The sequence below is a fragment of the Halochromatium salexigens genome, assembly GCF_016653295.1.
GTDB classification, from domain to species: domain Bacteria; phylum Pseudomonadota; class Gammaproteobacteria; order Chromatiales; family Chromatiaceae; genus Lamprobacter; species Lamprobacter salexigens.
Genome location: NZ_NHSF01000069.1, coordinates 1 through 23755 on the forward strand (window position 1 = coordinate 1; position 23755 = coordinate 23755).

Here is a 23755-nt window from a genome sequence, read left to right on the forward strand (position 1 = left end):
GGGCGTCAAACTCACCAAGAAGGCCATGCGAGAGGTCGAAGCGCGGCTACTGCGCAACCCCGATCTGCCGAAGTGGGATATCTTGATCAAGCCTGCCTGCTCGGTATAACTGTTTCTGGAAATCACCTAAGGACATCGACAAGCACGTTCGCCTCGTGCGCGCGGGACAGTGATTTTGCCTTTTGTCATCCGCTTAGTGTCCAGCAGTGATGCGGGTGATTGGTGAGACAGCCGCATTATTTCCCGTTCTGGCGTGATGCCAACCGGCTGCTGCTCGCCATCGATCAAGCGGTGCGCGACCTTCCGCGCTATCACAAATACACCCTGGGTACGGATCTGCGTCGCCAAGCCATGACGATCTGCCAGTTGGTCCGTCGTACCGCACCACGCGGTGACGATCAGTCTGCTCGTGTGATGCGGTTAGTCGAAGCAGATCGATGATCTCAAGCTCCAGATCCAGGTTGGCAAAGAGTCGCAAGCTCTTCCAGAGCTTGGCTGTGGTATGCGCCATGCTGGGCTGCCGTACCTGTTTGCCGCCGAGGAGGGCTATCTGCCCGGCGGTATAAAGCGCCGCGTTTTGCGCGACCTGTCCCTTGGCCCTGACGATGGCCCATTGCTCCAAACGCGGGCTTGACTGACCGGCGCCCGATTGGATTCGCGACCCGAAAGCGAGGAACCAGGAACCCTGATGGCTAGACCCATGATGCGCACCTTGACCGCCCTTGGCATGAGCCTCTGCATGATCGCGGCACAAGCCGAGCAGACCTGCAACGATGCGGTGGTTGCGACCGCTCCTGACAGCCGATTTCAAGACAACGGTAATGGCACGGTCACCGATCTGGCTACCGGGCTCATCTGGAAGCAATGCGCCGAAGGTCTGAGCGGGGCGGGCTGTGCCACTGGAAGCGCCCAGACCTTCAGCTGGCAAGTGGCGCTGCAGCATGCCGAGGCTGCGGTCTTTGCTGGTAGTGATCTGTGGCGCTTGCCGAACAAGAATGAGCTGGCTTCACTGGTCGAGCTACGCTGTTACAACCCGGCAATCAATGAGCGCTATTTTCCGAATACGCCGTCAAACTGGTTCTGGTCTTCGTCGCCGTATGCCAGCTATTCGGGCTTCGCGTGGAGCGTCCAGATCAGCATTGGCAACGTCAGCAGCCACGGTAAGAGCATCGCCCTATACGTTCACCTCGTGCGTGCGGCACAATCGTTGCAACTCGTCCCCGCCTTATTTCGAGGAGAATGGAACGCTGATATCGCGGAATGTGGTACTGGTCTGGGCGATTCGTCTTTGCGCATTAGCGCCGATTCGATACAATTCCACGAAAGTGATGGTCCCCTGACCAATATTGAGCGACTGGGGGATTCTGAGTTCAAAGCGACAGCTCTCCTATCGGGAGAGGGAGAAGTTTGGTCAGAGCCGATACACTTCGCCCTTTCGTCAGATAGCAATACGCTAACGGACTTGAGATCCGAAGTCGGTGGATTCTCTCGGCGCCGTTGCCCATAATCGGCGGTAGTTTGTTGCGCCAAACAGTTCCTCAACGCATCAGATCAGCGCGCTCGCGGTTCACCAACGAAGGGATTGGTGCGGCGCTCCTCGCCCAGGGTGCCCATCGGGCCGTGGCCGGGGATGAAGCGCACCGCATCGCCAAGCGGGAACAACTGCTCGCGGATCGAGCGCAGGAGCTGGCCATGATCGCCGCGCGGGAAGTCGGTGCGGCCGATCGCGCCCCGGAAGAGCACATCGCCGACCTGGGCCAGACCGGCCGCGCGGTCGACGAACACCAGATGGCCGGGCGTGTGACCCGGACAGTGCAGCACCTCGAGTCGGCGCTCGCCGAGCGGCACCTGGTCGCCGTGCGCGAGCCATTGGTCGGGACTGAACGCGGCCTGCCGTGGGAAGCCGAACATCTGCGCCTGCCGCGGCAGGGCCTCGAGCCAGAAGGCATCGGCGCGCTGTGGACCGATGATCGGCACCCCGAGCGCGGCGGCGAGCGCCGGCGCGGCGCCGACATGATCGAGATGCCCATGCGTGAGCAGGATCATGCGCGGCGTCGCGCCGCTGCGCTCCAGCACCGCGCTGATGCGCTCCGGCTCGCCACCGGGGTCGACGATCGCGGCCTCCAGGGTGGTGGGGCAGATGAGCAGGGTGCAGTTCTGCTCGAACGGGGTGACGGGGATGATCTCGAAGCGCATCAGTCGGCCTCTTTGGTTGAGCGGCGCCGGTCGGCGTCCTTGCGCAGCAGCAGGGTGCGGGTGCCGGCCAGACGGTCGTACCAGGTCTGCTGCTCGCGGTCGAACAGCATCCACCAGAGGCCGAGCCCGGCCGGCGCCAGGGTCAGCAGGGCGAAACCGAGGCGGCGCATGGCATCGCGTGTGCCAAGCGGCGCGCCGTCCTCGCGCAGGATGAGCAGTCGCCAGACCCGCATCGACAGCGTTTGGCGGCCCTGGGTCCAGAAGTAGAGGTAGTAGCCGAGGATCACCAGCAGCAGATAGAGCTGGAACAACAGCCGCGCGCTGCCCTCGGCGAGATCGGCGCCGGTCAGGCTCTGCACTGGGATGCTGTAAACGAAGGCGGCCACGATCAGCACGGAACCGAGCAGCAGGAGATCATAGAGGATCGCCGCCAGGCGGCGCGGCAAGCCGGGGCTGCGAGACTGGGACAGGTCGGTCATGGGGTGGCTCGAGGGTTGATCAGGTCGGTCGTTGCTCACTAAGCTCCCCACCTTACCCAGATGCAGCCAGCGCTGGCTAGCGCCGGCTGCCGTTCCACCATCGGGTTGCTCAGTGACACTGCCCCGTTTCAGCATCAAAGTAACGCTGTTTCATCTGCTGCGCCGGCTGCCCATGCCGGTGATCGGGATCCTGATCGGCCTGATTGCGGGGCTCGCGGTCTGGATCGTGCTCGATCAGGTGCAGAGCAAGGCCATCGAGCGCATCTTTGGGCGCGAACTCTCGATGCGGCTCGATCTGCGCGCGCGCGAGAGCCTGATCCGCTTCGATCAGTACATGACCAATTATGCGGCGACGACGCGCCTGCTGGCCAACCATCGGCGCCTGGCGCAATACCTGGAGCCGCTGTTCTGGTTCCCCGGTGAGATCGTCGATCCGGTGGTCTATGCCGGATTCCGGCCCTTCTGGCTGCCGGATGTGTTCGGCCGCAATGCGTTGCTGGCCCCGAGCCATGTGCTCTTGGTGGACTCGCGCGGGCTGGTGCGCGAAGTCTATCAGGCCGGTGACGCGCGGTTGCCGGAGGAGCTGACCGGCAATCTCAACCAATGGCTCGGGGGGCTCGACGAGGTGCGCAGTGTGCTGGCGCGCTTCGACGATCAACCCTATCTGGTGGTCAGCGATCGGGTCGAGGATGCCAGCGGCTATACCATGGGCAGCCTGGTGGTGCTGGTGGCGGTGGATGCGGCGTTCCTCGCCGCCTCCGAGGGCAGTTTCTCGGCGGATCGCTCGGCGGTGGCACTGATCGATGCCGACGAGCAGCGCATCCTCGCCAGTAACGAACCCCAGCAGTTGATCCCCGGCACCTTGCTCAGCGAGTGGAGCGATGAGTACCTGGTCACCTCGCAGTCGTTGCCGGCCTACGAGGGCTCGAACTGGAACATGCTGTTCGCGACCTTCATCCCCCAGCGCATCGTCACCAAGATGTCGGACAAGGTGATCGATTTCGAGCGCAACCAGCGCTTGATCGCCGCGCTGGTCTTCATCGCCGTGTTCTCGCTGGTGATCTATCTGGTCTCGGCGCGGCTGAACAAGGTGCTCAAGCGCATGACCCGCTTCTCGCAGCGGGCGCTCGGCATCGAGCAGCCGGGCTTCAGGGGCGGCGGCAACCAGCTCGTGCTGCTCGAGGAATGGATGCAGCATTTCACCTCGCTGGTGCTGCGCGCGCGCGAGGAGATGCGGCGCAAGCACGAGCACGAGATGCGCGAGACCGAGGCGCTCAAGGCCGCGATCATGGAGGCCTCGCTGGATGCGATCGTGACCCTCAACCGCGCCGGCGCGGTGATCGACTACAATCCCACCGCCGAACGCATGCTGGGCTTCGATCGCCAGGCCATCATCGGCCTCGACTTCGTGGGCACCTTCGTCGCCCCCAACGACCGCGCCCATTTCATCGGCCTGCTGCGCGAGTCGAGCCGACGCGGTCCCCTCGGCGAGCGTCCCCATGCCCGCACCGAGCTGCGCGCGGTGCGCGACGACGCGCAGTTGTTCCCGATCGAGGTCTCGATCGTGCCGATCGCGCTCGAGGAGGAGCCGGTGTATACGCTCTATATCCACGACATCACCAAGCGCAAGGAGGCCGAGCGCGAGATCAAGGGCTTGGCCCGCTTCGCCAGCGAGAGTCCGAGCCCGATCTTGCGCGTCAACGGTGCCGCCCGCATCGTCTATGCCAACGCCGCCAGCCAACCGTTGATCCGGGCCTGGGAGACCGAGCCTGGCGGGCCACTGCCGACGCGCTGGTGTGAGCAGGTGCGCGCGGTGCTCGAAGACGGCGAGACCCTGGAGCATGAGGACGATCTGGGCAGTACCATCTACGCGCTGCTGTTCGTGCCAATCCAGGAACTCGGTTATGTCAACATCTATGCGCGTGATATCACCGCCGTGCGCCGCGCCGAACAGGAGTCGCGTCAGCATCAAGCCGAGTTGGTCCACGTCTGCCGCTTGAGTACCATGGGCGAGGTGGCGACCGGGATGGCGCATGAACTCAACCAGCCGCTGGCGGCGATCGTCAATTACGCCAATGGCGCGAGCCGCCGGCTGAAGAGCGGCCAGGGCGACAGCGCGGCACTGGTGGACGCGATGGCGCACATCTCGGGGCAGGCGCAGCGCGCCGGCGAGATCATCAAGCGCCTGCGGGCGCTGGTCGGCAAGCAGCAGCCGATCCGCTCGGCGGTCGATCTTAACCTCTTGGTGCGCGAGGTCTGCAGCTTCGTCGAGTTCGAGACCGCCAAGCTCGAGCTGCAGATCGAGCAGCAGCTCGCCGAGGAGGCGATCCCGGTGGATGTCGATCTGGTGCAGATCGAACAGGTGCTGCTAAACCTGGTGCGCAATGCCTTGGATGCGCTCGAGGAGCGCTCCCCAGGCGAGCGCGTGCTGCTGATCAGCACCCGGCGCGTGGAGGATCGCGCCTTGGTGCGGGTGCGCGACAATGGTCCCGGCATTCCGCCGGAGCGCATGAGCTTGCTGTTCGATCCCTTCTTCACCACCAAAGAGACCGGAATGGGTATGGGGCTACCAATCAGTCTGACCATCCTCGAGGATCACGACGGCACCATTCGCGCCGAATCCGAGCCCGGGCTGGGCACGGTGTTCCAGGTCGAGTTGCCGGTGGCGACCGAGGCACTCGACGAGCGCGCACGCGCCGGCACGCCGGGCCTGACCGATGCGCGCCCGCTGATGCTGATCGAACAACCACGCGCCGGGGGCACGCACGGATGAACCAGGAACTGACCGTGTTCGTCGTCGATGACGACCAGGCCATGCGCGGCTCGCTGCACTGGTTGATCGAGTCGGTCGGCATGCGGGTCGAGACCTTCGACTCGGCGCATACCTTTCTCGATGCCTACGATACCGGGCGCGCCGGCTGTCTGCTGCTCGATGTGCGCATGCCGGGGATGAGCGGGCTCGAGCTGCAGGAGTACTTGGGCCGGCGCGCGATCCGTATCCCGGTGATCATCATCACCGGTCACGGCGATGTGGCGATGGCGGTGAAGGCGATGAAAGCCGGCGCGGTCGATTTCATCGAGAAGCCGTTCGACGATGAACAACTGCTCAACAGCCTGCGCAAGGCCCTCGAATACGACGAGCAGCAGCGCGCGCTGCAGACACGCAAGGCCGAGATCGCCGCCCGCCTCGCCGAGCTGACGCCGCGCGAGCACGAGGTGATGGCGATGGTGACGGACGGAAAATCGAACAAGGAGATCGCCGCCGCGCTCAGTGTCAGCGCGAAGACCGTCGAGGTCCACCGCGCGCGGGTGATGGACAAGACGCGGGCTGACTCTCTCGCCGAGCTGGTGCGCATGGCCATGATCGCCAGCACACCACCCTGAGTCGGTGCTACCAGCAGGGCGCGGCCAGACTCGACATCACCCCCAGGGCATCGCCAGGCGTTGGCAGCGGCATCCCGCCCCAGGGGCCGCCGGCCTTGAGGCGGATGACGTACTCGGCCCATTGCAGCGGTCGCGGCAGATAGCCGACCTGCGCGGCGATGCCATGCAGCTGCGAGACGAAGGCGATGTCGCAGCCGGTGTCCGGCCCCGGCTGTGCGGTGCAGAGGTCGTGGCGCATGCAGGCGGCATCGAAGGCATCGACCGGGGGTGGCCAGCCGTGGCTCGGATGGTTGATGCCGCACCAGTTGCCGTAGAGAGGCATGCATTTGAACGCGGCGGCGTTGCCGGCGGCGAGCAGCAGCAGGGCGCCGGCCAGCAGGGCCGAGCGTGAGACGGACAGCGGGAAAGACTGTGGATGCCGGGACATGATGTGCTCTCCAGAAGCAAGCAGGGACGCCAGATGTGAACGAAGCCGTGAGGCGCGTCAGCCGGTGATATCCGTGATGCGCCATTCGCCCTCCTCGAAGCGCAGGATGACGAAGGTCGGGTGCTCCCCGATCTCGCCAAAACGGACCACGAAGCGGTCCCAGGACTCGAAGAAGGCGAAATCGACCGCGCCGATGAAGCGCCCGTCCTTGGCGTCAAGGTTTTCGGCATCGGCGCGCCGACTGGCCTCGAGCAGGCTGGCGCGGACCCAGTCGAGCGTGATCGCCTGTTCCAGGGCCGCGTTGCCGAGCCGCTTCAGGTTATCGGCCAGCCAGCCGATCACCTGATCGGCCTCGGTCTGGTCCTGACTCGCGGTTGGCGGCAGGAAGCCCTTGACGCTGCGATTGATACGGGTCTTGTAATGGGTTTGGATGGCGGCCAGATCGACGTGCGGCGCCAAGGCCTCGGCACTTGGCTCCTGCAGCGCGCTGTGGATGCGAAACAGGCTGTAGTAGGGCCAGAGGCCGTAGGTGACGACGGCGAGCAGGAGCAAGAGGCCAAGAATGCGGGCCATGGGAGTGATCGGATGTTGGTCAGCAAAGCCGCTATTTTACGAGGGTCGCCGCGATCGTGCTGAAACCTGCGCGGCTGGCATAATGCGAAAACTATGAGTGATTCTGCGACCTCTGGGCTCGAAACCTATCTCGTCGGCGGCGCGGTGCGCGATCGGCTGCTCGGGCTCGCGTTCGAGGAGCGCGATTATGTGGTCGTCGGCGCCGATGCCAATGAGATGCTGCGGCGCGGCTTTCTGCCCGTGGGCAAGGAGTTCCCGGTGTTCCTGCATCCGCGGACCAGGGAGGAATATGCGCTGGCGCGCACCGAGCGCAAGACCGCGCCGGGCTACCACGGTTTCGTCTTCCATGCCGAGCCGAGCGTGACCCTGGAGCAGGATCTCGCGCGTCGGGACCTGACCATCAATGCGCTCGCCGAGACCGCCGATGGGCGCATCATCGATCCCTATGGCGGCCTGGCCGATCTCGAGCAGCGGCGCTTGCGCCACATCTCGCCGGCGTTCGGCGAAGACCCGGTGCGCATCCTGCGCAGCGCGCGCTTCGCCGCCCGGCTGTGGGGGCTCGGCTTTGAGATCGCCGAGGAGACCCTGGGCCTGATGCGGCGCATGGTCGCGGCCGGCGAGGTCGATGCCTTGGTGCCAGAGCGGGTCTGGGCCGAACTCTCCAAACTGCTCAACGAGCCGCGCGCCGGCGCGCGCCTGTCGGTGTTCTTCGAGACCCTGCGCGCCTGCGGTGCGCTGCAACGGCTGCTGCCCGAGCTGGACCGGCTCTGGGGGGTGCCGCAGCCGGCCAAGTGGCACCCCGAGATCGACACCGGGGTGCATGTGATGCTGGTGCTCGACACCGCGGCGCGGCTCTCGCCAGAGGCCGAGGTGCGCTTCGCGGCACTCTGCCATGATCTCGGTAAGGGCAACACCCCGCCCGAGATCCTGCCCAGTCATCACGGCCACGAAGAGCGCGGCGTCAGCCTGCTCGCCGAGGTCTGCGCGCGGCTGCGGGTGCCGAAGCGCTATTGTGAGCTGGCGCGGATCACCGCTCGTTTCCACGGCCAGGTGCACAAGGTCGATGAGCTGCGCGCCGCGACCATCCAGGATCTGTTCGATGGGGTCGATCTGTTCCGCCGCCCCGAGCGCTTCGAGCAGATGCTGACCGCCTGCGAGGCCGATTTTCGCGGCCGCACCGGCTACGAGGAGCGCGAATATCCGCAGGCCGCGCTTTTGCGCCGGCTGGCGAGCGCGGCGCGTGCCGTGGATGCTGCCGCCATCGCCCAGGCGAGCGAATCCAAGGCCCTGATCCCACAGCGGTTGCGCGAAGCGCGCATCCGCGCGATCCACCAGACACGAAAGGCGACCTGATGGCGAATTTCCAGGGACATTTGACCGGCGGCGTGCTGATCTCCGGGATCGCCGCCTTCGCCGCCTATGGCCAAGGCCTGATCGACAGCACCGAGACCCAGGTGCTGTTCGTCATCGGCACCACGGCGAGCCTGTTGCCGGATATCGATGCCGACGACTCGAAGCCGGTGCGCGCGTTGTTCAACAGCGTTGGCATCATCCTTGGCTTCATGGTGGCGTTTGAGTTGGACAGCCATGTGCCGATCGAGGTCGGTGTGCTTGGGCAGATCGCAATCTGGGTCGTCGTGACGCTGTTCGTTGCCTTTCCGCTGCGCTGGGCATTTGCGCGCCTGACCGTGCACCGTGGCGTTTGGCACACCCTGTTGATGGCCTTCGTGCTGGCGCTGGCGATGACCGTGGCGGCGGACCTTTGGCTGGAGGTCGAGCCCTTACTGGCCTGGCTGGCCGGCGGCTTTGTGCTGCTCGGTTATCTGACCCATCTCACCTTGGACGAGATCGCGAGTGTCGATCTGCTCGGCCGGCGTGTGAAACGCTCGTTCGGCACCGCCCTCAAGCCGCTCAGCCTGCGCGCCTGGCCCTGGTCGCTGTTGCTGATCGGCGCGACGGTGTGGCTGCTCGGGATGACTCCCGACCCGACCCCGGTGCTCGCCGGTATCGGTCAGTTGGGCATTCCCACCGAGCCGTTGGTCGCGCACTGGCCGCGTTGGTGAGGCGAATCGGCTTGGCCCCGTCTCGTTAGACGACGTCGTCCTTGTTGGCGGCCTTGGGGTTGGGGCCGTACTGATTGGCGCCGTCCACGCTCTCTTGGATCAGGAAGAAGATCAGGATGATGGGGCCAACGATGGGGATCAGCGCGATCAGCACCCACCAGCCGGTGCGGCCGGTGTCGTGCAGACGCCGCACGGCCACCGCCAGACCGGGGAGCAGCACCGCGAGTGCGTAGAGGCCGCTGAGCAGCCCCATGCCGGCTTCCGGATCGAGCGTGCCGAGCATGTCGTCGATGATCAGCAGCGCGGTGATGATCAGAAAATTGATCAGGAAGTAATACCAGTACTCCTTGCGGCGGCTGCGACCAGTGAACACCGTGTACTTCCGCAAGACCTCAAGATACCAATTCATTTTTCTACCTTTTTTGAGTTGTGCGCATCGACCGTGAACCAGCGATCGTCGATGATCCTGTTAGGATCGATCCGATGCAAGTCTTCGCTAGCCCAGCTGTGACGTCAGGTGACGTGCTCGGCTCATCTTGATCCCTTAGACTCGGTACGCTCGCGGCCTGGTGAATACAGGCTGCGGTGGACTGCGGCGTGCCCGGAAACGCCACTAAAACACGAGTACGACCACCTGGGGAGCTTGACGATGCCAACCTATGCCGAAATCTATCAGCGCTCGATCGAACACCCTGGGGCCTTCTGGGCCGAGGCCGCCGAGGGCCTGCACTGGGAGCAGCGCTGGGAGCAGGTGCTCGATCGCACAGCGCAGCCAACCCCGCGCTGGTTCGCGGGCGGGCGGCTGAATACCTGCTACAACGCGCTCGATCGGCACGTCGACGCCGGCCACGGCGAGCGTCTGGCGCTGATCTACGACAGCCCGGTTACCGATCAAATCCAGCGCTACAGCTATCAGGCGTTGCGCGATCAGGTCGCGGCACTCGCCGGCGCGATTGCCGCGCAGGGGGTCGGCCGCGGCGATCGGGTGATCATCTACATGCCGATGATCCCAGAGGCGGCCATGGCGATGCTCGCCTGCGCGCGTCTCGGCGCGATCCATTCAGTCGTGTTCGGCGGCTTCGCGGCGCGCGAGCTGGCGACCCGCATCGATGATTGCCAGCCCAAGCTCGTGCTCTCGGCCTCCTGCGGCATCGAGCCGAACCGGACAGTCGCCTACAAGCCGCTGATCGATGCGGCCATCGAGCAGGCCACGCACAAGCCCACAGCCTGCATCATCAAGCAACGCCCGCCGCTCGCCGCCGAGCTGCAGCCGGGGCGCGATCTCGACTGGGACGAGGCAGTGGCGGCGGCCGAGCCCGCCGACTGCGTGCCGGTCGCGGCTACCGATCCGCTCTACATCCTCTACACCTCCGGCACCACCGGTCGACCCAAGGGCGTGGTGCGCGACAACGGCGGCCATGCGGTGGCGTTGCACTGGTCGATGGCGAACATCTACGGCGCGCACGCCGGCGATGTGTTCTGGGCCGCCTCCGATGTCGGCTGGGTGGTTGGTCATAGCTACATCATCTACGGGCCGCTGCTGGCCGGCTGCACCACGCTGATCTATGAGGGCAAGCCGGTCGGTACGCCCGATCCGGGCGCGTTCTGGCGCGTGGTCAGCGAGCATGGCGTCAAGGTGATGTTCACCGCGCCGACCGCGATCCGCGCGATCAAGAAGGACGACCCCAAGGGCGAGCATCTGGCGCGCTACGATCTCAGCGGTCTGCAGAGCCTGTTCCTGGCCGGCGAGCGCTGCGATCCGGACACCCTGCATTGGGCCGAGGTCCTGCTCGAGAAGCCAGTCATCGATCACTGGTGGCAGACCGAGACCGGCTGGGCCATCGCCGCCAATCCGCTCGGCATCGAGCAGCTGCCGATCAAGGCCGGCTCGCCGACCCGCGCCATGGTCGGCTATGACGTGCGCATCCTCGATGATCAGGGGCAAGAACGCCCGGTCGGCGAGATGGGTGATCTCTGCCTCAAGCTGCCGCTGCCGCCCGGCTGCCTGCCGACCCTCTGGAACAACGATGAGCGCTTCCGCGAAGCCTATCTGAGCGCCCACCCGGGCTACTACCTCAGTGGCGACGCCGGCTTCAAGGATGCCGACGACTACATCTGGATCATGAGCCGCACCGATGACGTGATCAACGTCGCCGGACACCGGCTCTCGACCGGACAGATCGAGGAGGTGCTGGCGAGCCATCCGGATGTCGCCGAGTGCGCGGTCATCGGCGTGCACGATGCGCTCAAGGGGCAGCTGCCGCTGGGGCTGGTGGTGCTCAAGGCCGGCGTCGAGCGCGGTGTGGCCGAGCTGAATGCCGAGCTGATCCAACGTGTGCGCGATCAGATCGGCCCGGTCGCGGCCTTCAAGCTCGTGGCCATCGTCTCGCGACTGCCGAAGACGCGCTCGGGCAAGATCCTGCGCAGCACCATGGTCAAGATCGCCGATCATGAAACCTGGACCATGCCGGCGACCATCGATGATCCGGCGATCCTCGACGAGATCGCCGCCTCGCTGCGGGAGATGGGGTATGCCCGGTGAGCGAGCGTTGTCTCAGACGCAAGATCCAGCGCGAATGGATTGCGAGGGCGTTGGAGCGCCCGGCTCGCATCGAGGATGATCCAGATGACGCCGATTTAGCCCATGTGCTGTGCCTGGTTCCGGAACGCGCCTTTCGCGTGTTGCGCGTTATCTACAACGAGACGGTCGATCCGGTCGCGATCGTGACGGCCTATTTCGATGATGAGGTAAAAGACCTGTGAAGCTGGAATTCGACGCCGGGGCGGACGCCGCCTATTTCGAGATCTCCTCCTCCGAGGTTGAGACCACCAAGACGATCGAGCCAGGCATCAATGCTGACTACGATGCCGAAGGCCATTTGGTCGGTATCGAGGTCCTGTCGGTGAGCAAGCGCATCCGCTCGCCGTCGCTGGACGATGCCGCCTGAGGTCTTCCCGTTGCCTGTTGTTCAGCTATCCGGCGTCATTGGCCAATCATTCCACAGGTAGCGTTAGCGACTTGTCTGGCCACACGTTTGGTGAGGTGACGCCCGTTCCACTTTGGCCCAGAATTCGATCTGGCCCGGAATGATGCATTGCTCGGCAGCAGCGGTCGATGCGGCTTTCTTGACCTCAGCGGCCGGGCTTCTCCCTACGCTGGAGCCAGACCTCTAATCCTTGGGCGTTCAGCTCTAGTTCACCACCTCGTGCGGCAAGGTCGCTCGCTTCTCGCTATATATAAAATGCAATACTTCTAAACCATTTTGACGTGTAGACAAACCCAATCACAATGCCGGCATCGCTTACAGAACTTGCCGAGCCTTGAGCTGTAGAGGGTACCGGGGAGAGGGTCGGCTCACGTCGGGGTCAGGTGCGCTCCCGCGACCGGGGACTTGATCGCGGAGGTCGCCCGCCCGATTGGTTTCCGCGCCAGCCTCATCCGTGCGTGTCCCTGGTTCGGGCTCTGGGTGCGCAGTGCCTCGATCAATCTTGATTTCCACTTGGCCTCAGGCGGTGCAGACTCGGTCTCTTCCTTGCGCTTTGGCGCGATAGAGGGCGCTGTCTGCGCGTGTGATGAGGTTGTTGATGTCTTCTGACGCGCGGTACTGGGCGACGCCGAAACTCGCGGTGATGGGTCTGCCAATTCCGAGGTCGCTCTCGGCAACGCGTTGCCTGAGTAACTCGGCCAATTGGGTGGCGGATTCCAGATCGGTTTGCGGACAGAGCAACAGAAACTCCTCGCCGCCCCAGCGCACGACCAAATCGCAACTCCGGCTTTTGTTAACAAACAATTGCGCGAACGCGATGAGCACGCGATCACCGGCATCATGACCGAGATTGTCATTGACGGTCTTGAAATGGTCGACATCGGCAATGATTAACGACAGTGCACTCTTGTAACGCTCCGCGCGGACAATCTCTTGGGTCATGATATCAACAAACTTGTGCCGGTTGGCGACGCCGGTCAGTTGGTCGGTGGTCGAGAGCACCTCAAGCTGCCGATTGGCCTCCTGCAGGCGGCGGTTGTAGCCGGACATGAGGCGATCACGATAGAACAACAGCAAGCCGATCACGCCAAGCGCGCCGACTATCTTAAACAACAACGGACGATCAAGCTCCTTGACGGTCTCCACTGAGGTCCAGCGCGACACGGCTTGGTCGACCTCTTGCGCAGACAAGGACTCCACGGCTTTACTGTAGATCGACAGCAACAGGGGATCATCGCCGCGCACGCCGACTGTTAGCGCATAGCGCTCCTCAAGCTTGCCGGCAATCTTGACGTCGGTGAACTGGTATTTGCGCATCGCATAGCCGATGGTCACGCTGGTGTCGATGAAGCCGAATACCCGCCCCTCGCGCACAGCCTCAAGCCCGGTGCGTGGATTCTCCACCTCAATTAGTTGGATGCCAGGGTAGCGACGACGAAAAATCTCTTCGAGTGCGTGATGGCGAATCACCGCAAAGGTTTTATCGGAGGCATCCAGGATGCTATCGATAAAGGGTTGCTCTTGGCCGGTGGCGACGACCAAGGGCACATCCAGAAAGGCGGGGGTGAAACTGAGAAAGGACAAGCGCTCGGGCGTCTCCACTGCTGCCGAGAGCAGATCGCAGCGCCCTTCACGGGCGGCTTGCAGCGACTCGGCCCAGGTTGCGGTGGGCAGGATCTCGAGCCTGATATCGAGCCGCTTGGCCAGTGCGTGATGGATGTCGGCAATCATCCCCCGATAGTGGCCGTCATCGTCCAGGTGCTCGTAGGGCATCCATTGCGGATCGACGCACAGGCGCAGCGGCTGCTGATCGAGGAGATGGCTGCGCTCCTCGGGGTTCAGCGCCACCAGTTGCTTGGGGTCACCGCCCCAGTTGAAGAACCAGCGCCGGTGAATCGCCACCCGTTCTTGCGGCGGAATCGCGGCCAGGCCTTTGTTGAGAATACTCAGCGCCTCGGGCCAGTCATTGCGCACCGAGAACACCTCATCCAAGGTCTCGCCAAGATTGGTCGCAACTTCCAGGGTGGGCAGGCCGATCCGGCTGGCCGCCAAGAGTGTCGCACTGTTGCCGAAGGTGGCATCGGCCTCGCCGCGGTCAACCGCGAGGATGGCGTCGGCAACATCGTCTAAAAGGATGAGTTCGGCACCAGCGACACCGCGCGCCAGCTTTTCGTCTGCTAGGTTGCCGCGCTGCACTGCCAGGGTCTTGCCGGCCAAATCCCGAGCCGAACGGATGTTTGCCGGGTTGCCACTGGCGACCAGCAACATTTTGCGCAACGAAATATAGGGGCTGGAAAAGTTCAGAAAGTCTCGGCGCTCCTCATGGACGACGCTGCTACTGAGACCATCGATGCGACGCTCCCGTGCCGCCGCCAGCATGTCGCTCCAGCACCCCAGCACCAACTCGAAGTTGGCACCGGTCAGCGCATTGACGCGTTCCAGAATATCGGCATCGTAGCCACGAATGCTGCCATCCGCCGCCGCGATGACGTAAGGCTCCCAGGTCTCATCACTGCCCAAAAGAATGCGCGGATGCTGGCGGAGAAAGGCCTGTTCCGCGTCCGTCAGAACCACCTTGGTGTCAGGCTCGGCGGAGTCGGCCCAGAGCAGCTGCGGGGCCGGCATGAGCGCCGCGCAGAGAAGCGCTGCGACGGCTATAAGATAGGGGGAGCGCCTGAAGCGGCATTGCATGTGCATCGTTTGACTTGACTCAGGGGCCTTTCTCAACCGCTTCCGGTATGACATGCCACAGCCCGATTAGCAAGTTTCTCAGGGTGGCTTGGATCTCCTATCCGTCTGATTCTGTCGACACATCTTGCTTCATCTGCTAGAGTCATCGCAAGATAAGCCGAAATGACCCAAAAGGTGTTGACACTTTGCTGGCGCCAGCGATGAATGACTCCTCCCTGATCGCCCTTGAGCCGAGCACTGGCGGCACCCTGACGGATCGCCTGTTCGAGGCCCTGCAACAAGCGATCGTCGAGGGTGAGATGCCGCAGGGCAGCAAGATCAGCGAGCCCGAGCTGGCGCGCCGTCATGGTGTGAGCCGGGGCTCGTTGCGCGCGGCCATTGCCCGGCTCGAGGCCTGCAAATTGGTCGAACGCAAGCCGAACCTGGGTGCGCGCGTGGTCGAACTCAGCGCGGCGCAGTTGATCGAGATCTTTCAGTTGCGCGAGGCGCTCGAAGGGATGGCGGCACGTCTCGCCGCGCAGGCGATGACCACCGCTGAGATCGATGCGCTCGGCGCCCTGCTCGAGCAGCACGGGCAGCAGATCGAGCAGGAGCAAGGCCAAGTCTATTTCCAAAAACAAGGCGATCTCGACTTCCATTTCCGGATCGTTAAGGGCAGCAAGAACCGGCAGCTGATCGCGCTCTTGTGCGAAGACCTCTATCACCTGCTGCGGATGTACCGGGTGCAGTTTGGGATGCGCAGCCAGCGCTCGCGGCAAGCCTTCGATGAGCACTGTTACCTGCTCAATGCGCTCCGCGCGCGCGACCCGGAAATGGCCGAGCTGGTGATGCGCCAACATGTGCGCTCATCGCGCCGTAATCTTGAGCAGGCGCTGGCCTGATCTGAGACCAAGACCACCACCAAGGAGATCAACCATGACCGTCACAACCAACCCCGGCGCCCGCTTGCGCGCCGCGATGGCCGAAGAGCGGCCCTTGCAATGCGCGGGCGCGATCAACGCCTACCATGCCCGCCTGGCCGAGGCGACTGGCTTTCGCTCGCTCTATCTCTCCGGCGGTGGCGTCGCGGCCGGCTCCTGTGGGATTCCGGATCTGGGCATCACCACCATGGATGATGTGCTGATCGACCTGCGTCGCATCACCGATGTCACCGAGCTGCCGGTGCTGGTCGATATCGATACCGGCTGGGGCGGTGCCTTCAATATCGCCCGCGCCGTGCGCGGCATGAACAAGGCTGGCGCGGCGGCGGTGCATCTCGAGGACCAGGTGCAGCAGAAGCGCTGTGGTCATCGGCCGAACAAAGCGATCGTGCCGCAGCAGGAGATGGTCGACCGGATCAAGGCGGCGGTCGATGCCCGTCTCGATGACGACTTCGTGATCATGGCGCGCACCGATTCGCTCGCGGTCGAGGGGCTCGAGGCGGCGATCGAGCGCGCCCAAGCCTGTGTCGAGGCCGGTGCCGATGCGATCTTCCCGGAGGCGGTGACCGAGCTTGCGCAGTATCGCGCTTTCATCGACGCGGTTGGCGTGCCGGTGCTGGCCAACATCACCGAGTTCGGCTCGACGCCGCTGTTCACGGTCGATGAACTGGCCAGCGTCGGGGTCAGCATCGCGCTCTATCCGCTCAGCGCCTTCCGTGCCGCCAATGCCGCCGCGCTCTCGGTCTATCAGGCGCTGCGCCATGAAGGCACGCAGGCGCCGGTGATGGAGCTGATGCAGAGCCGCGCCGACCTCTACGATTACCTCGGCTACCACGCCTACGAGCAAAAGCTCGATCAACTCTTCGCAGCGGAGTAGAGGCCATGACCAACGCCAAAGCTAGCGACACCAGCGCCGCCAACAGCGGTCTGCCCAAGCCAAAGAAATCGGTCGCCTTGTCCGGTACCGCCGCCGGCAACACGGCGATCTGCACCGTCGGGGTCACCGGCAACGATTTGCACTATCGCGGCTATGACATCCTCGATTTCGCCGAGCAGGCGGAGTTCGAGGAGATCGCCTATCTGCTGATCCACGGCGCGCTGCCGAACGCGGCGGAGCTGACCGCGTACAAGACCAAACTGCGCTCGCTGCGCGGTCTGCCGCAGGCGGTGAAACAGGCGCTGGAGGCGATCCCGGCCTCGGCGCATCCGATGGACGTGATGCGTACCGCCTGCTCGGTGATGGGCAGTTGCCTGCCGGAGCGCGACACGCACCCGACCGCCGAGGCGCGCGAGATCATCGACCGGCTGATGGCGAGCTTCGGCTCGGCGCTGCTGTACTGGTATCACTTCGCGGTCAATGGCCGGCGCATCGAGGTCGAGACCGAGGATGACTCGATCGGCGGCCATTTCCTGCATCTGCTGCATGGCGAGACGCCCAAGGCCTCCTGGGTGCGGGCGATGCACACCTCGCTGGTGCTCTACGCTGAGCACGAGTTCAACGCCTCGACCTTCGCCGCGCGCGTGGTCGCTGGCACCCACTCGGACATGTACTCGGCCATCACCGCCGCCATCGGCGCGCTGCGTGGCCCCAAGCACGGCGGGGCCAACGAAGAGGCGTTCCGCACCCAGAGCCGCTATTGGACCGCCGATGAGGCCGAGGCCGATATCCGCGCGCGCGTCGGTCGCAAGGAGATCGTGATCGGCTTCGGGCATCCGGTCTACACGGTCGCCGATCCGCGCAATCAGGTCATCAAGCGTGTCGCCCAGGCGCTCTCGGAAGAGGCCGGGGACACACGCCTATTCGCGGTCGCCGAGCGGCTGGAGTCGGTGATGTGGGAGCTGAAGACGATGTTCCCGAATCTGGACTGGTTCTCGGCCGTCTCCTATCACCAGATGGGCGTGCCGACCGCGATGTTCACGCCGCTGTTCGTCATTTCGCGCGTCACCGGCTGGGGCGCGCATGTGATCGAGCAGCGTGAGGACAACAAGATCATCCGCCCGTCAGCCCACTACACAGGCCCCGAGAACCGCGCTTGGGTGCCGATCGAGGAGCGTTCCTGAATGAGCAAAGCCGCTACCCTGGACGCCTCGCGTCCCGATTACGACGAGGTGATCCAACGGATCGCCGATTATGCGCTAGACGTCGATGTGCGCCAGAGTCGCGAGGCGATGGAGACCGCCCGCTATGACTGGATGGACAGCATCGGCTGTGCACTCCTGGCGCTGAACTATCCAGCCTGCAGCAAATTGCTCGGGCCGGTGGTGTCCGGCGTCGAGCTGCCCGGTGGCGCGCGCGTGCCGGGCACCTCCTATCAGCTCGACCCGCTGCGCGCGGCCTGGAATATCGGCGCCATGGTGCGTTGGCTCGACTACAACGACACCTGGCTCGCCGCCGAGTGGGGCCATCCCTCGGACAACCTCGGCGCGATCTTGGCGCTGGCGGATTTCCAGTCGCGCCAAGCCCTGGCCCATGGCTCGGCGCCGCTGACCCTGGGCGATGTGCTGCAGGCGATGATCAAGGCGCATGAGATCCAGGGCGTGCTCGCGCTCGAGAACAGCTTCAACCGCGTCGGGCTGGATCATGTGCTGCTGGTGCGGATCGCCTCGAGCGCCGTGGCCGCAGCGATGCTCGGCTGCAACCGCGACGAGGTGCTGAGCGCCGTCTCCCACGCCTGGCTCGATGGCTCGGCGTTGCGCACCTATCGCCATGCGCCGAACACCGGCCCGCGCAAGTCCTGGGCCGCCGGTGATGCCTCGGCACGCGGGCTGTTCCTGGCCTACACGGCGCTCAAGGGCGAGATCGGCTATCCCTCGGTGCTGACCGCCAAGGGCTGGGGTTTCCAGGATGTCAGCTTCGGCGGCAAGCCGATCCAGCTCGCGCAGCCGTTCGGCACCTATGTGATGGAGAACGTGCTGTTCAAGATCAGCTATCCGGCCGAGTTCCATGCCCAGACCGCCGTCGAGGCGGCGATCACCTTGCATCCGCAGGTCAAGGACCGGCTCGGCGAGATCGAGCGCATCCTGATCGAGACCACCGAATCTGGCGACCGCATCATCAACAAGACCGGGCCGCTGAACAACCCGGCCGATCGCGATCACTGCCTGCAGTACATGGTCGCGGTGCCGCTGATCCAGGGCAGCCTCGGTGCCGATGACTACGAAGATGCGGCAGCCGCGAACCCGCTGATCGATCAGTTGCGCGCGAGGATGGAGGTAGTCGAGAACGAGCGCTTCACGCGCGAGTATCTGGAGGCGGACAAGCGCGCCATCGGCAACGCGGTGCAGGTGTTCTTCGCCGATGGCTCGAGAACCGACAAGGTCAGCGTCGACTATCCGGTCGGGCATCGCCGCCGGCGCGACGAAGGCATCCCACTGCTCGAGGCCAAGTTCGAGCGCTATCTGCGCGGGCGCATCAGCCAGAAGAACAGCGATGCGATCCTCGCGCTTTGCGCCGATCAGGCCGCGTTCGAGGCCTGCTCGGTGGAGCGGATGATGACGCTGTTGAGCCTTTGAGCGCTTGCGGTTACTGAGCGCTTGCGGCTAACTGCATGGTGATGCAATGCAGGCTGCCGCCCTGGCGGATCAGTGGCCGGCAATCGACCGGCTCGATGCGCCGGCCGGGGAAACAGGCGGCGAGGCGTTCGCAAGCGATGGCGTCCGCCGGGTCATCGTAGACCGGAACCAGCACGGTCCCATTGGTGATGAGGAAGTTGGCATAGCCGGCCGGTAGACGCTGGCCGTCCTCGTCATGGATCGGTGCCGGTTGCGGCAGCGCGACTAGCCGATAGGGCGCGCCGTTGCGCTGGCGTAGCGCATGCAGTTCAGCGGCGAGCTGTTCGAGCGCCGGATGATCCGAGTCCTTGGGGTTGGTGCTCGCGGCATAGCAGAGGGTTTGCGGATCGCAGAAGCGCGCTAGGGTGTCGATATGACCATCGGTATCATCGCCGCTGAGCTGGCCGTGCTCGAGCCAGAGGATACGCTCGACGCCGAGCCGGTCGCGTAGCTCGGCCTCGATCGCGGCTTGGCTCCAGCCCGGATTGCGCTTGGGGTCGACGAGCGTGCGGCGCACGGCAAGCAGGCTGCCCGCGCCGTCGCTCTCGATGGCGCCGCCTTCGAGCACGAGCGGACTTGGCTCCAGGCGTTCGCTGGCCGCCGCGTAGACGCGGGCGGTGATCCGATCGTCGAGTTCGGCCGGATACTTACCGCCCCAGCCGTTGAAGCGGAAGTCGATCAGGATGCGCGCATTGGTGGCGCGGTCGATGACGCTGATCGGTCCATGATCGCGCGCCCAGGTGTCGTTGCTTGGGGCAACGGCGAACTGGATGCGTACGGCAGGGCTGTTGTTGTTGGGGAGTTCACTCAGCTGCGCTTGGATCACACGCCGATGTGCCTCGTCTCGACAGACGATCAGCACGGCCTGATCGCGGATGATCAACTGCACCAAGCGTCGGTAGACGGCCTCGACCGCCTCGAGCTGGGCGGCCCAATCGGTGCCCGCGTGTGGCCAGGTCAGCATGACCGCCTGTTGCGGCTCCCATTCGGCAGGTAGATGGCGCATGGATCGATAGTGACCTCTTCGGCTTCGGGCTAGACGGCACCCGGCTAAGCAACATCCGGCGTCTGCTGCGACTGTGCCGGTGTGATCTCGCAATCCTCACAGAAATACTCGTCATAGCGCGCCTGCGCCTGATCGCCGAACAGGATCTCGCAGGCCTCCATCAGACCCTCGGCCCGCTGAATGGTCTGGCGCGGCACCACCAGCGCGATCTTCGAGCGCCGGCGCAGGAAGTCCTCGAGCGTGACGATCATCTCCTGGCGCTTGGCCAGCTGGATCTCGCAGCGGGTGTAATCGGTGCCTTTGATCAGCACCTCGGCCTGACGCGGGTCTTCGCGGATCTGCGCCAGCAGCTCGAACGCTTGCTGATCGTAGCGCCGCCACAGCCGACTCGAGAGCGGCTCGATCGAATCCGGCGAGGTGTAGCTGTCGAGATCCATCAGCCGCGCCTGGTGCCTGTACTCCTCATGGACCGAACGATGCGGCTCGCCATACCAGCGATAATGCGGATGCGGCAGCCTCACGCCGAGCTGGGTCGCAATCTCCGCGACCTCATTGCCCACGTTGACACAGTCGGTCAGCTTGCCGCCGAAGATCGACAGATGCGCGTGTGCCGGGTCGACATCGATCGCATGCTTGCGCGAGAGCTGCATCCAGTCGCGCGCCGTGCCCTCCGTGGCGTCGCCATCGCCAGCCGTGCCATCGCCAGCCGCGTTGGGTGCGCGCTGCACCACTAGCGGGCGTACCCCGCAGCGCTCGGCGATGATGTCATCGCGGGTCAGTGGCTGGGCCAGCTCGAGGCGCTTGTTGATGTTCTCGAGCACGAAGTCGCGGTCTTCATCGGTGACCTCGGTGAACGGGCGCTCGACCGGCGTATCGGTGGTGCCGATACAGGTACGCACCCCCATCGGGATGACGAAGAACAGCCGGCCATCATCGGCGAAGAAGGCCAGAATATGTTGCTGCGGCGTGATCTGGGGCACGATCAGATGGATGCCCTTGGAGAACAGATGCTGATGCGCGGTCTGCTCGCCGTTGCGCTGATTGAGTCCATCGGCGAAGGGGCCGGCGGCGTTGATCAGGATCTTGGAGCGGATCTGAAAGTGCTCACCGCGCTGGGTATCGCGTGCCTCGGTGATCCAGACCGCGTCTTGACCCTGGCCCTCGCGCCGCGAGCCCAGCGACTCGACATAGTTCGCGGCAATGGTGCCCCGATCCATGGCCGCACGCACGAACTGAAACACGAAGCGTGAGTCGTTATCATGCAGATAGGCATCGGAATACTCGAAGCCACCGGCGGCCTTGCTGGTATTGACCACCGGCTCCTCGCGCCGGATCTGGCCCTTGCTCATCAGGCGCGGGATGCGGGTGTAGCCATTGCCGAACAGCCAATAGACCCAGGTGCCGATCCACAGGAACCAGGGCGAGAACCGAAAGCCCTTGTCGATGGTGGTGAAGAAACGGATCTCCCGCACCCGGCTCGGATAGCTGTCGATCAGATGATTGCGACTCAGGCACAGCTTGCGCACCAACCCATAGTCGCCGCTCTCCAAGTACTTGATCCCACCCCAAGCCAGGTTCGACGACTGCTGACTGGTGAAACCGGCGAAGTCGCGCTGATCGATCAGTGCCACGCTCGCGCCCTTGCCCGAGAGCGCCGCCGCCGAGACGGCGCCGTTGATGCCGCCGCCGATGATCAGCGCATCGAACACCCGATTGGGGAGCTTGGCGAGATTGCTGTCTCTCAGATTCATCGTGCGTCAGCGGCTCCCAAGAAGCGACAAACCAAAACCACGGAGTCCGCCCAGCGATCGACGCCAGCGCCCTCCACTCTAACCATTGACCACTGACCAGTCTCCACTAATCGCTCTCCACTTCCTCTCGCGCCCAACCTTTCGCCAACTCCACCGCGCGATGCCAGCGCCTGAACAACTTGTCGCGCTTGGCCGCCTCGATGCGGGGGCGATAGCGCACATCCAGCGCCCACTTCTCGGCGATCTCGTCGCGGCTCTCCCAGAAGCCGACCGCGAGACCGGCCAGATAGGCGGCACCGAGCGCGGTGGTCTCGATGATGTTCGGCACCTCGACCTTCACGCCGAGGATGTCGGACTGGAACTGCATCAGCACGCTGTTGACCGAGGCGCCACCATCGCAGCGCAGCTCCTTGAGGGTGATGCCGGAGTCGCGCTGCATCGCCTCAATCACGTCGCGCGTCTGATAGGCCATGCTCTCGAGCACCGCGCGCGCGATATGGCCGCGGCTGGTGCCTCGGGTGATGCCGATCAGCAGGCCACGGGCGTAAGGATCCCAATGCGGGGCACCGAGCCCAACCAGCGCGGGCACGAAGTAGACGTCCTCGTTCTCCGGCACCGAGCGCGCCAGCTCGCGGGTCTCGCTCGCGTGCTCGATCATCCGCAGTCCGTCGCGCAGCCACTGCACCGCCGAGCCGGTGACGAAGATCGCGCCTTCGAGCGCGTACTCGACCGGCTCGTCGCCGATGCCCCAGGCGATGGTCGTGAGCAGCTGCTCGGTGCTGGTCACCGCCTCGGTGCCGGTGTTCATCAGCACGAACGAGCCGGTGCCATAGGTGTTCTTGGCCATGCCACGCCTGTAGCAGACCTGACCGAACAGCGCCGCCTGCTGATCGCCGGCGATGCCAGCCACTGGAATACCCTGGGTGCCGAAGAACATCTGCGGATCGGTCTCGCCATAGATCTCGGAGGAGGGGCGCACCTCGGGCAGGATCGCGGCCGGGATCTCCAGCAGCGCCAGCAGTTCCTCATCCCAGCGCAGCGCGTGGATGTTGTAGAGCAGGGTGCGCGAGGCGTTGGAATAGTCGGTGATGTGCCGTTTGCCGCCGGTGAGGTTGTAGACCAGCCAGGAGTCGATGGTGCCGAAGCAGAGCTCGCCACGCTCGGCGCGCTCGCGCAGTCCAGGGATGTGGTCCAGCATCCATTTGACCTTGGTGCCGGAGAAATAGGGGTCGATCACCAAGCCGGTCTTCTGCTGGACCCGCTCGGTGTGGCCTTGCGCCCTGAGTTCGGCGCAATATTCGGCGGTGCGTCGATCCTGCCAGACGATGGCACGCCCGACCGGCTTGCCGCTGGCGCGCTCCCAGAGCACGGCGGTCTCGCGCTGATTGGTGATGCCGATGGCCTGGATCGCGTTCGGCGCGATGCCGCCAGCTTTGAGCGCCTGGGCGATCACCTTCATGGTGACCAGCATGATCTCCTCGGCATCGTGCTCGACCCAGCCTGGCTTTGGGTAATGCTGGGTGAACTCGGAGTAGGCGCGGCCCCGGATCTGGCCGGCATGGTCGAAGAGCAGCACCGTCGAGCCCGTGGTGCCTTGGTCGATCGAGAGGATGACGCCGTCTTTCATCTCGTCGCTCCATCAGTGGTATGGCCTCGCTGAGGACGATGGCAGCGATCGCGGTTGCGCCGATGCCGGTGCTGTCTGCGAGGCGTTTTTATCGGTGTC

22 protein-coding genes are annotated in these 23755 nt (G+C 64.4%); 13 read left to right on the plus strand and 9 right to left on the minus strand.

The window, feature by feature from the left end; all coding sequences use genetic code 11:
* Positions 1 to 222: 222 nt before the first annotated feature.
* Together CCR82_RS14690 and CCR82_RS14695 are read left to right on the plus strand one after the other, a co-directional pair.
* Entirely contained in the window at positions 223 to 441 is a 219-nt protein-coding gene (locus CCR82_RS14690; RefSeq protein WP_201246556.1) for a four helix bundle protein, read from the plus strand.
* A 259-nt stretch (positions 442 to 700) separates the two neighbouring features.
* The gene (locus CCR82_RS14695; RefSeq protein WP_201246557.1) at positions 701 to 1507 is read left to right on the plus strand and encodes an Lcl C-terminal domain-containing protein; all 807 of its coding nucleotides are present in this window, start codon (positions 701 to 703) and stop codon (positions 1505 to 1507) included.
* A 44-nt stretch (positions 1508 to 1551) separates the two neighbouring features.
* On the opposite strand, the gene CCR82_RS14700 is transcribed toward CCR82_RS14695, so the two are convergent.
* Entirely contained in the window at positions 1552 to 2196 is a 645-nt protein-coding gene (locus tag CCR82_RS14700) for an MBL fold metallo-hydrolase (RefSeq protein ID WP_201246558.1), read from the minus strand.
* A complete protein-coding gene (locus CCR82_RS14705; RefSeq protein WP_201246559.1) occupies positions 2196 to 2675 on the minus strand; it encodes an RDD family protein in 480 nt (159 codons plus the stop codon). The genes CCR82_RS14700 and CCR82_RS14705 overlap by 1 nt, the downstream gene beginning before the upstream one ends.
* A gap of 112 nt (positions 2676 to 2787) precedes the next feature.
* Here CCR82_RS14705 and CCR82_RS14710 point away from each other — a divergent pair, with 112 nt between their 5' ends.
* Entirely contained in the window at positions 2788 to 5448 is a 2661-nt protein-coding gene (locus CCR82_RS14710) for a PAS domain-containing sensor histidine kinase (protein WP_338073183.1), read from the plus strand.
* Positions 5445 to 6059, plus strand: coding sequence for a response regulator transcription factor (locus CCR82_RS14715; RefSeq protein WP_201246560.1), 615 nt, complete (start codon positions 5445 to 5447; stop codon positions 6057 to 6059). The genes CCR82_RS14710 and CCR82_RS14715 overlap by 4 nt, the downstream gene beginning before the upstream one ends.
* Positions 6060 to 6066: 7 nt before the next feature.
* Here CCR82_RS14715 and CCR82_RS14720 read toward each other — a convergent pair whose 3' ends face one another.
* Positions 6067 to 6486 carry a phospholipase A2 family protein gene (locus tag CCR82_RS14720; protein ID WP_201246561.1) on the minus strand — a complete coding sequence of 140 codons (420 nt, stop codon included), beginning with the start codon at positions 6484 to 6486 and terminating at the stop codon, positions 6067 to 6069.
* A gap of 57 nt (positions 6487 to 6543) precedes the next feature.
* Positions 6544 to 7059, minus strand: a complete 516-nt coding sequence (locus CCR82_RS14725) for a DUF2939 domain-containing protein (RefSeq protein WP_201246562.1) — start codon at positions 7057 to 7059, stop codon at positions 6544 to 6546.
* Between the two features lie 93 nt (positions 7060 to 7152).
* Here CCR82_RS14725 and CCR82_RS14730 point away from each other — a divergent pair, with 93 nt between their 5' ends.
* On the plus strand, positions 7153 to 8412 hold the full coding sequence (locus tag CCR82_RS14730) for a multifunctional CCA addition/repair protein (RefSeq protein ID WP_201246563.1): 1260 nt from the start codon (positions 7153 to 7155) through the stop codon (positions 8410 to 8412).
* A complete protein-coding gene (locus CCR82_RS14735) occupies positions 8412 to 9122 on the plus strand; it encodes a metal-dependent hydrolase (RefSeq protein WP_201246564.1) in 711 nt (236 codons plus the stop codon). Before CCR82_RS14730 ends, CCR82_RS14735 begins: the two co-directional genes overlap by 1 nt.
* A 25-nt stretch (positions 9123 to 9147) precedes the next feature.
* On the opposite strand, the gene CCR82_RS14740 is transcribed toward CCR82_RS14735, so the two are convergent.
* Positions 9148 to 9531 carry a DUF805 domain-containing protein gene (locus tag CCR82_RS14740; RefSeq protein ID WP_201246565.1) on the minus strand — a complete coding sequence of 128 codons (384 nt, stop codon included), beginning with the start codon at positions 9529 to 9531 and terminating at the stop codon, positions 9148 to 9150.
* 240 nt (positions 9532 to 9771) lie between these two features.
* Between CCR82_RS14740 and CCR82_RS14745 the strand changes: the two genes are divergently transcribed.
* Genes CCR82_RS14745 through CCR82_RS14755 form a run of 3 tightly spaced genes read left to right on the plus strand, consistent with a single transcriptional unit; the run spans position 9772 to position 12070 of the window.
* Positions 9772 to 11664 (plus strand): propionyl-CoA synthetase, encoded by a 1893-nt coding sequence (locus tag CCR82_RS14745; protein ID WP_201246566.1) that lies wholly within the window; start codon positions 9772 to 9774, stop codon positions 11662 to 11664.
* Positions 11661 to 11885, plus strand: coding sequence for a DUF4258 domain-containing protein (locus tag CCR82_RS14750; protein ID WP_201246567.1), 225 nt, complete (start codon positions 11661 to 11663; stop codon positions 11883 to 11885). Before CCR82_RS14745 ends, CCR82_RS14750 begins: the two co-directional genes overlap by 4 nt.
* Complete coding sequence (locus CCR82_RS14755) at positions 11882 to 12070, plus strand: DUF2283 domain-containing protein (RefSeq protein WP_201246568.1); 189 nt, start codon at positions 11882 to 11884, stop codon at positions 12068 to 12070. The genes CCR82_RS14750 and CCR82_RS14755 overlap by 4 nt, the downstream gene beginning before the upstream one ends.
* Before the next feature lie 558 nt (positions 12071 to 12628).
* On the opposite strand, the gene CCR82_RS14760 is transcribed toward CCR82_RS14755, so the two are convergent.
* Positions 12629 to 14734, minus strand: coding sequence for a transporter substrate-binding domain-containing diguanylate cyclase (locus CCR82_RS14760; RefSeq protein ID WP_242513514.1), 2106 nt, complete (start codon positions 14732 to 14734; stop codon positions 12629 to 12631).
* Positions 14735 to 15000: 266 nt separating this feature from the next.
* On the opposite strand from CCR82_RS14760, the gene CCR82_RS14765 reads away from it, so the two are divergent.
* The 4 genes from CCR82_RS14765 to CCR82_RS14780 are packed head-to-tail and all read left to right on the plus strand — an operon-like array spanning position 15001 to position 19233.
* The gene (locus tag CCR82_RS14765) at positions 15001 to 15681 is read left to right on the plus strand and encodes a GntR family transcriptional regulator (protein WP_201246570.1); all 681 of its coding nucleotides are present in this window, start codon (positions 15001 to 15003) and stop codon (positions 15679 to 15681) included.
* A 34-nt stretch (positions 15682 to 15715) separates the two neighbouring features.
* Positions 15716 to 16597, plus strand: coding sequence for a methylisocitrate lyase (prpB, locus tag CCR82_RS14770; protein WP_201246571.1), 882 nt, complete (start codon positions 15716 to 15718; stop codon positions 16595 to 16597).
* 5 nt (positions 16598 to 16602) lie between these two features.
* On the plus strand, positions 16603 to 17781 hold the full coding sequence (gene prpC, locus CCR82_RS14775; RefSeq protein ID WP_201246572.1) for a bifunctional 2-methylcitrate synthase/citrate synthase: 1179 nt from the start codon (positions 16603 to 16605) through the stop codon (positions 17779 to 17781).
* Complete coding sequence (locus CCR82_RS14780) at positions 17782 to 19233, plus strand: bifunctional 2-methylcitrate dehydratase/aconitate hydratase (RefSeq protein ID WP_201246573.1); 1452 nt, start codon at positions 17782 to 17784, stop codon at positions 19231 to 19233.
* Between the two features lie 10 nt (positions 19234 to 19243).
* On the opposite strand, the gene CCR82_RS14785 is transcribed toward CCR82_RS14780, so the two are convergent.
* The 3 genes from CCR82_RS14785 to glpK form a co-directional block, all read right to left on the minus strand.
* Positions 19244 to 20278 carry an agmatine deiminase family protein gene (locus CCR82_RS14785; protein WP_201246574.1) on the minus strand — a complete coding sequence of 345 codons (1035 nt, stop codon included), beginning with the start codon at positions 20276 to 20278 and terminating at the stop codon, positions 19244 to 19246.
* A 44-nt stretch (positions 20279 to 20322) separates the two neighbouring features.
* Positions 20323 to 22029, minus strand: coding sequence for a glycerol-3-phosphate dehydrogenase/oxidase (locus CCR82_RS14790; protein ID WP_201246575.1), 1707 nt, complete (start codon positions 22027 to 22029; stop codon positions 20323 to 20325).
* A 106-nt stretch (positions 22030 to 22135) separates the two neighbouring features.
* Entirely contained in the window at positions 22136 to 23656 is a 1521-nt protein-coding gene (gene glpK, locus CCR82_RS14795) for a glycerol kinase GlpK (protein ID WP_201246576.1), read from the minus strand.
* Positions 23657 to 23755 lie beyond the last annotated feature (99 nt).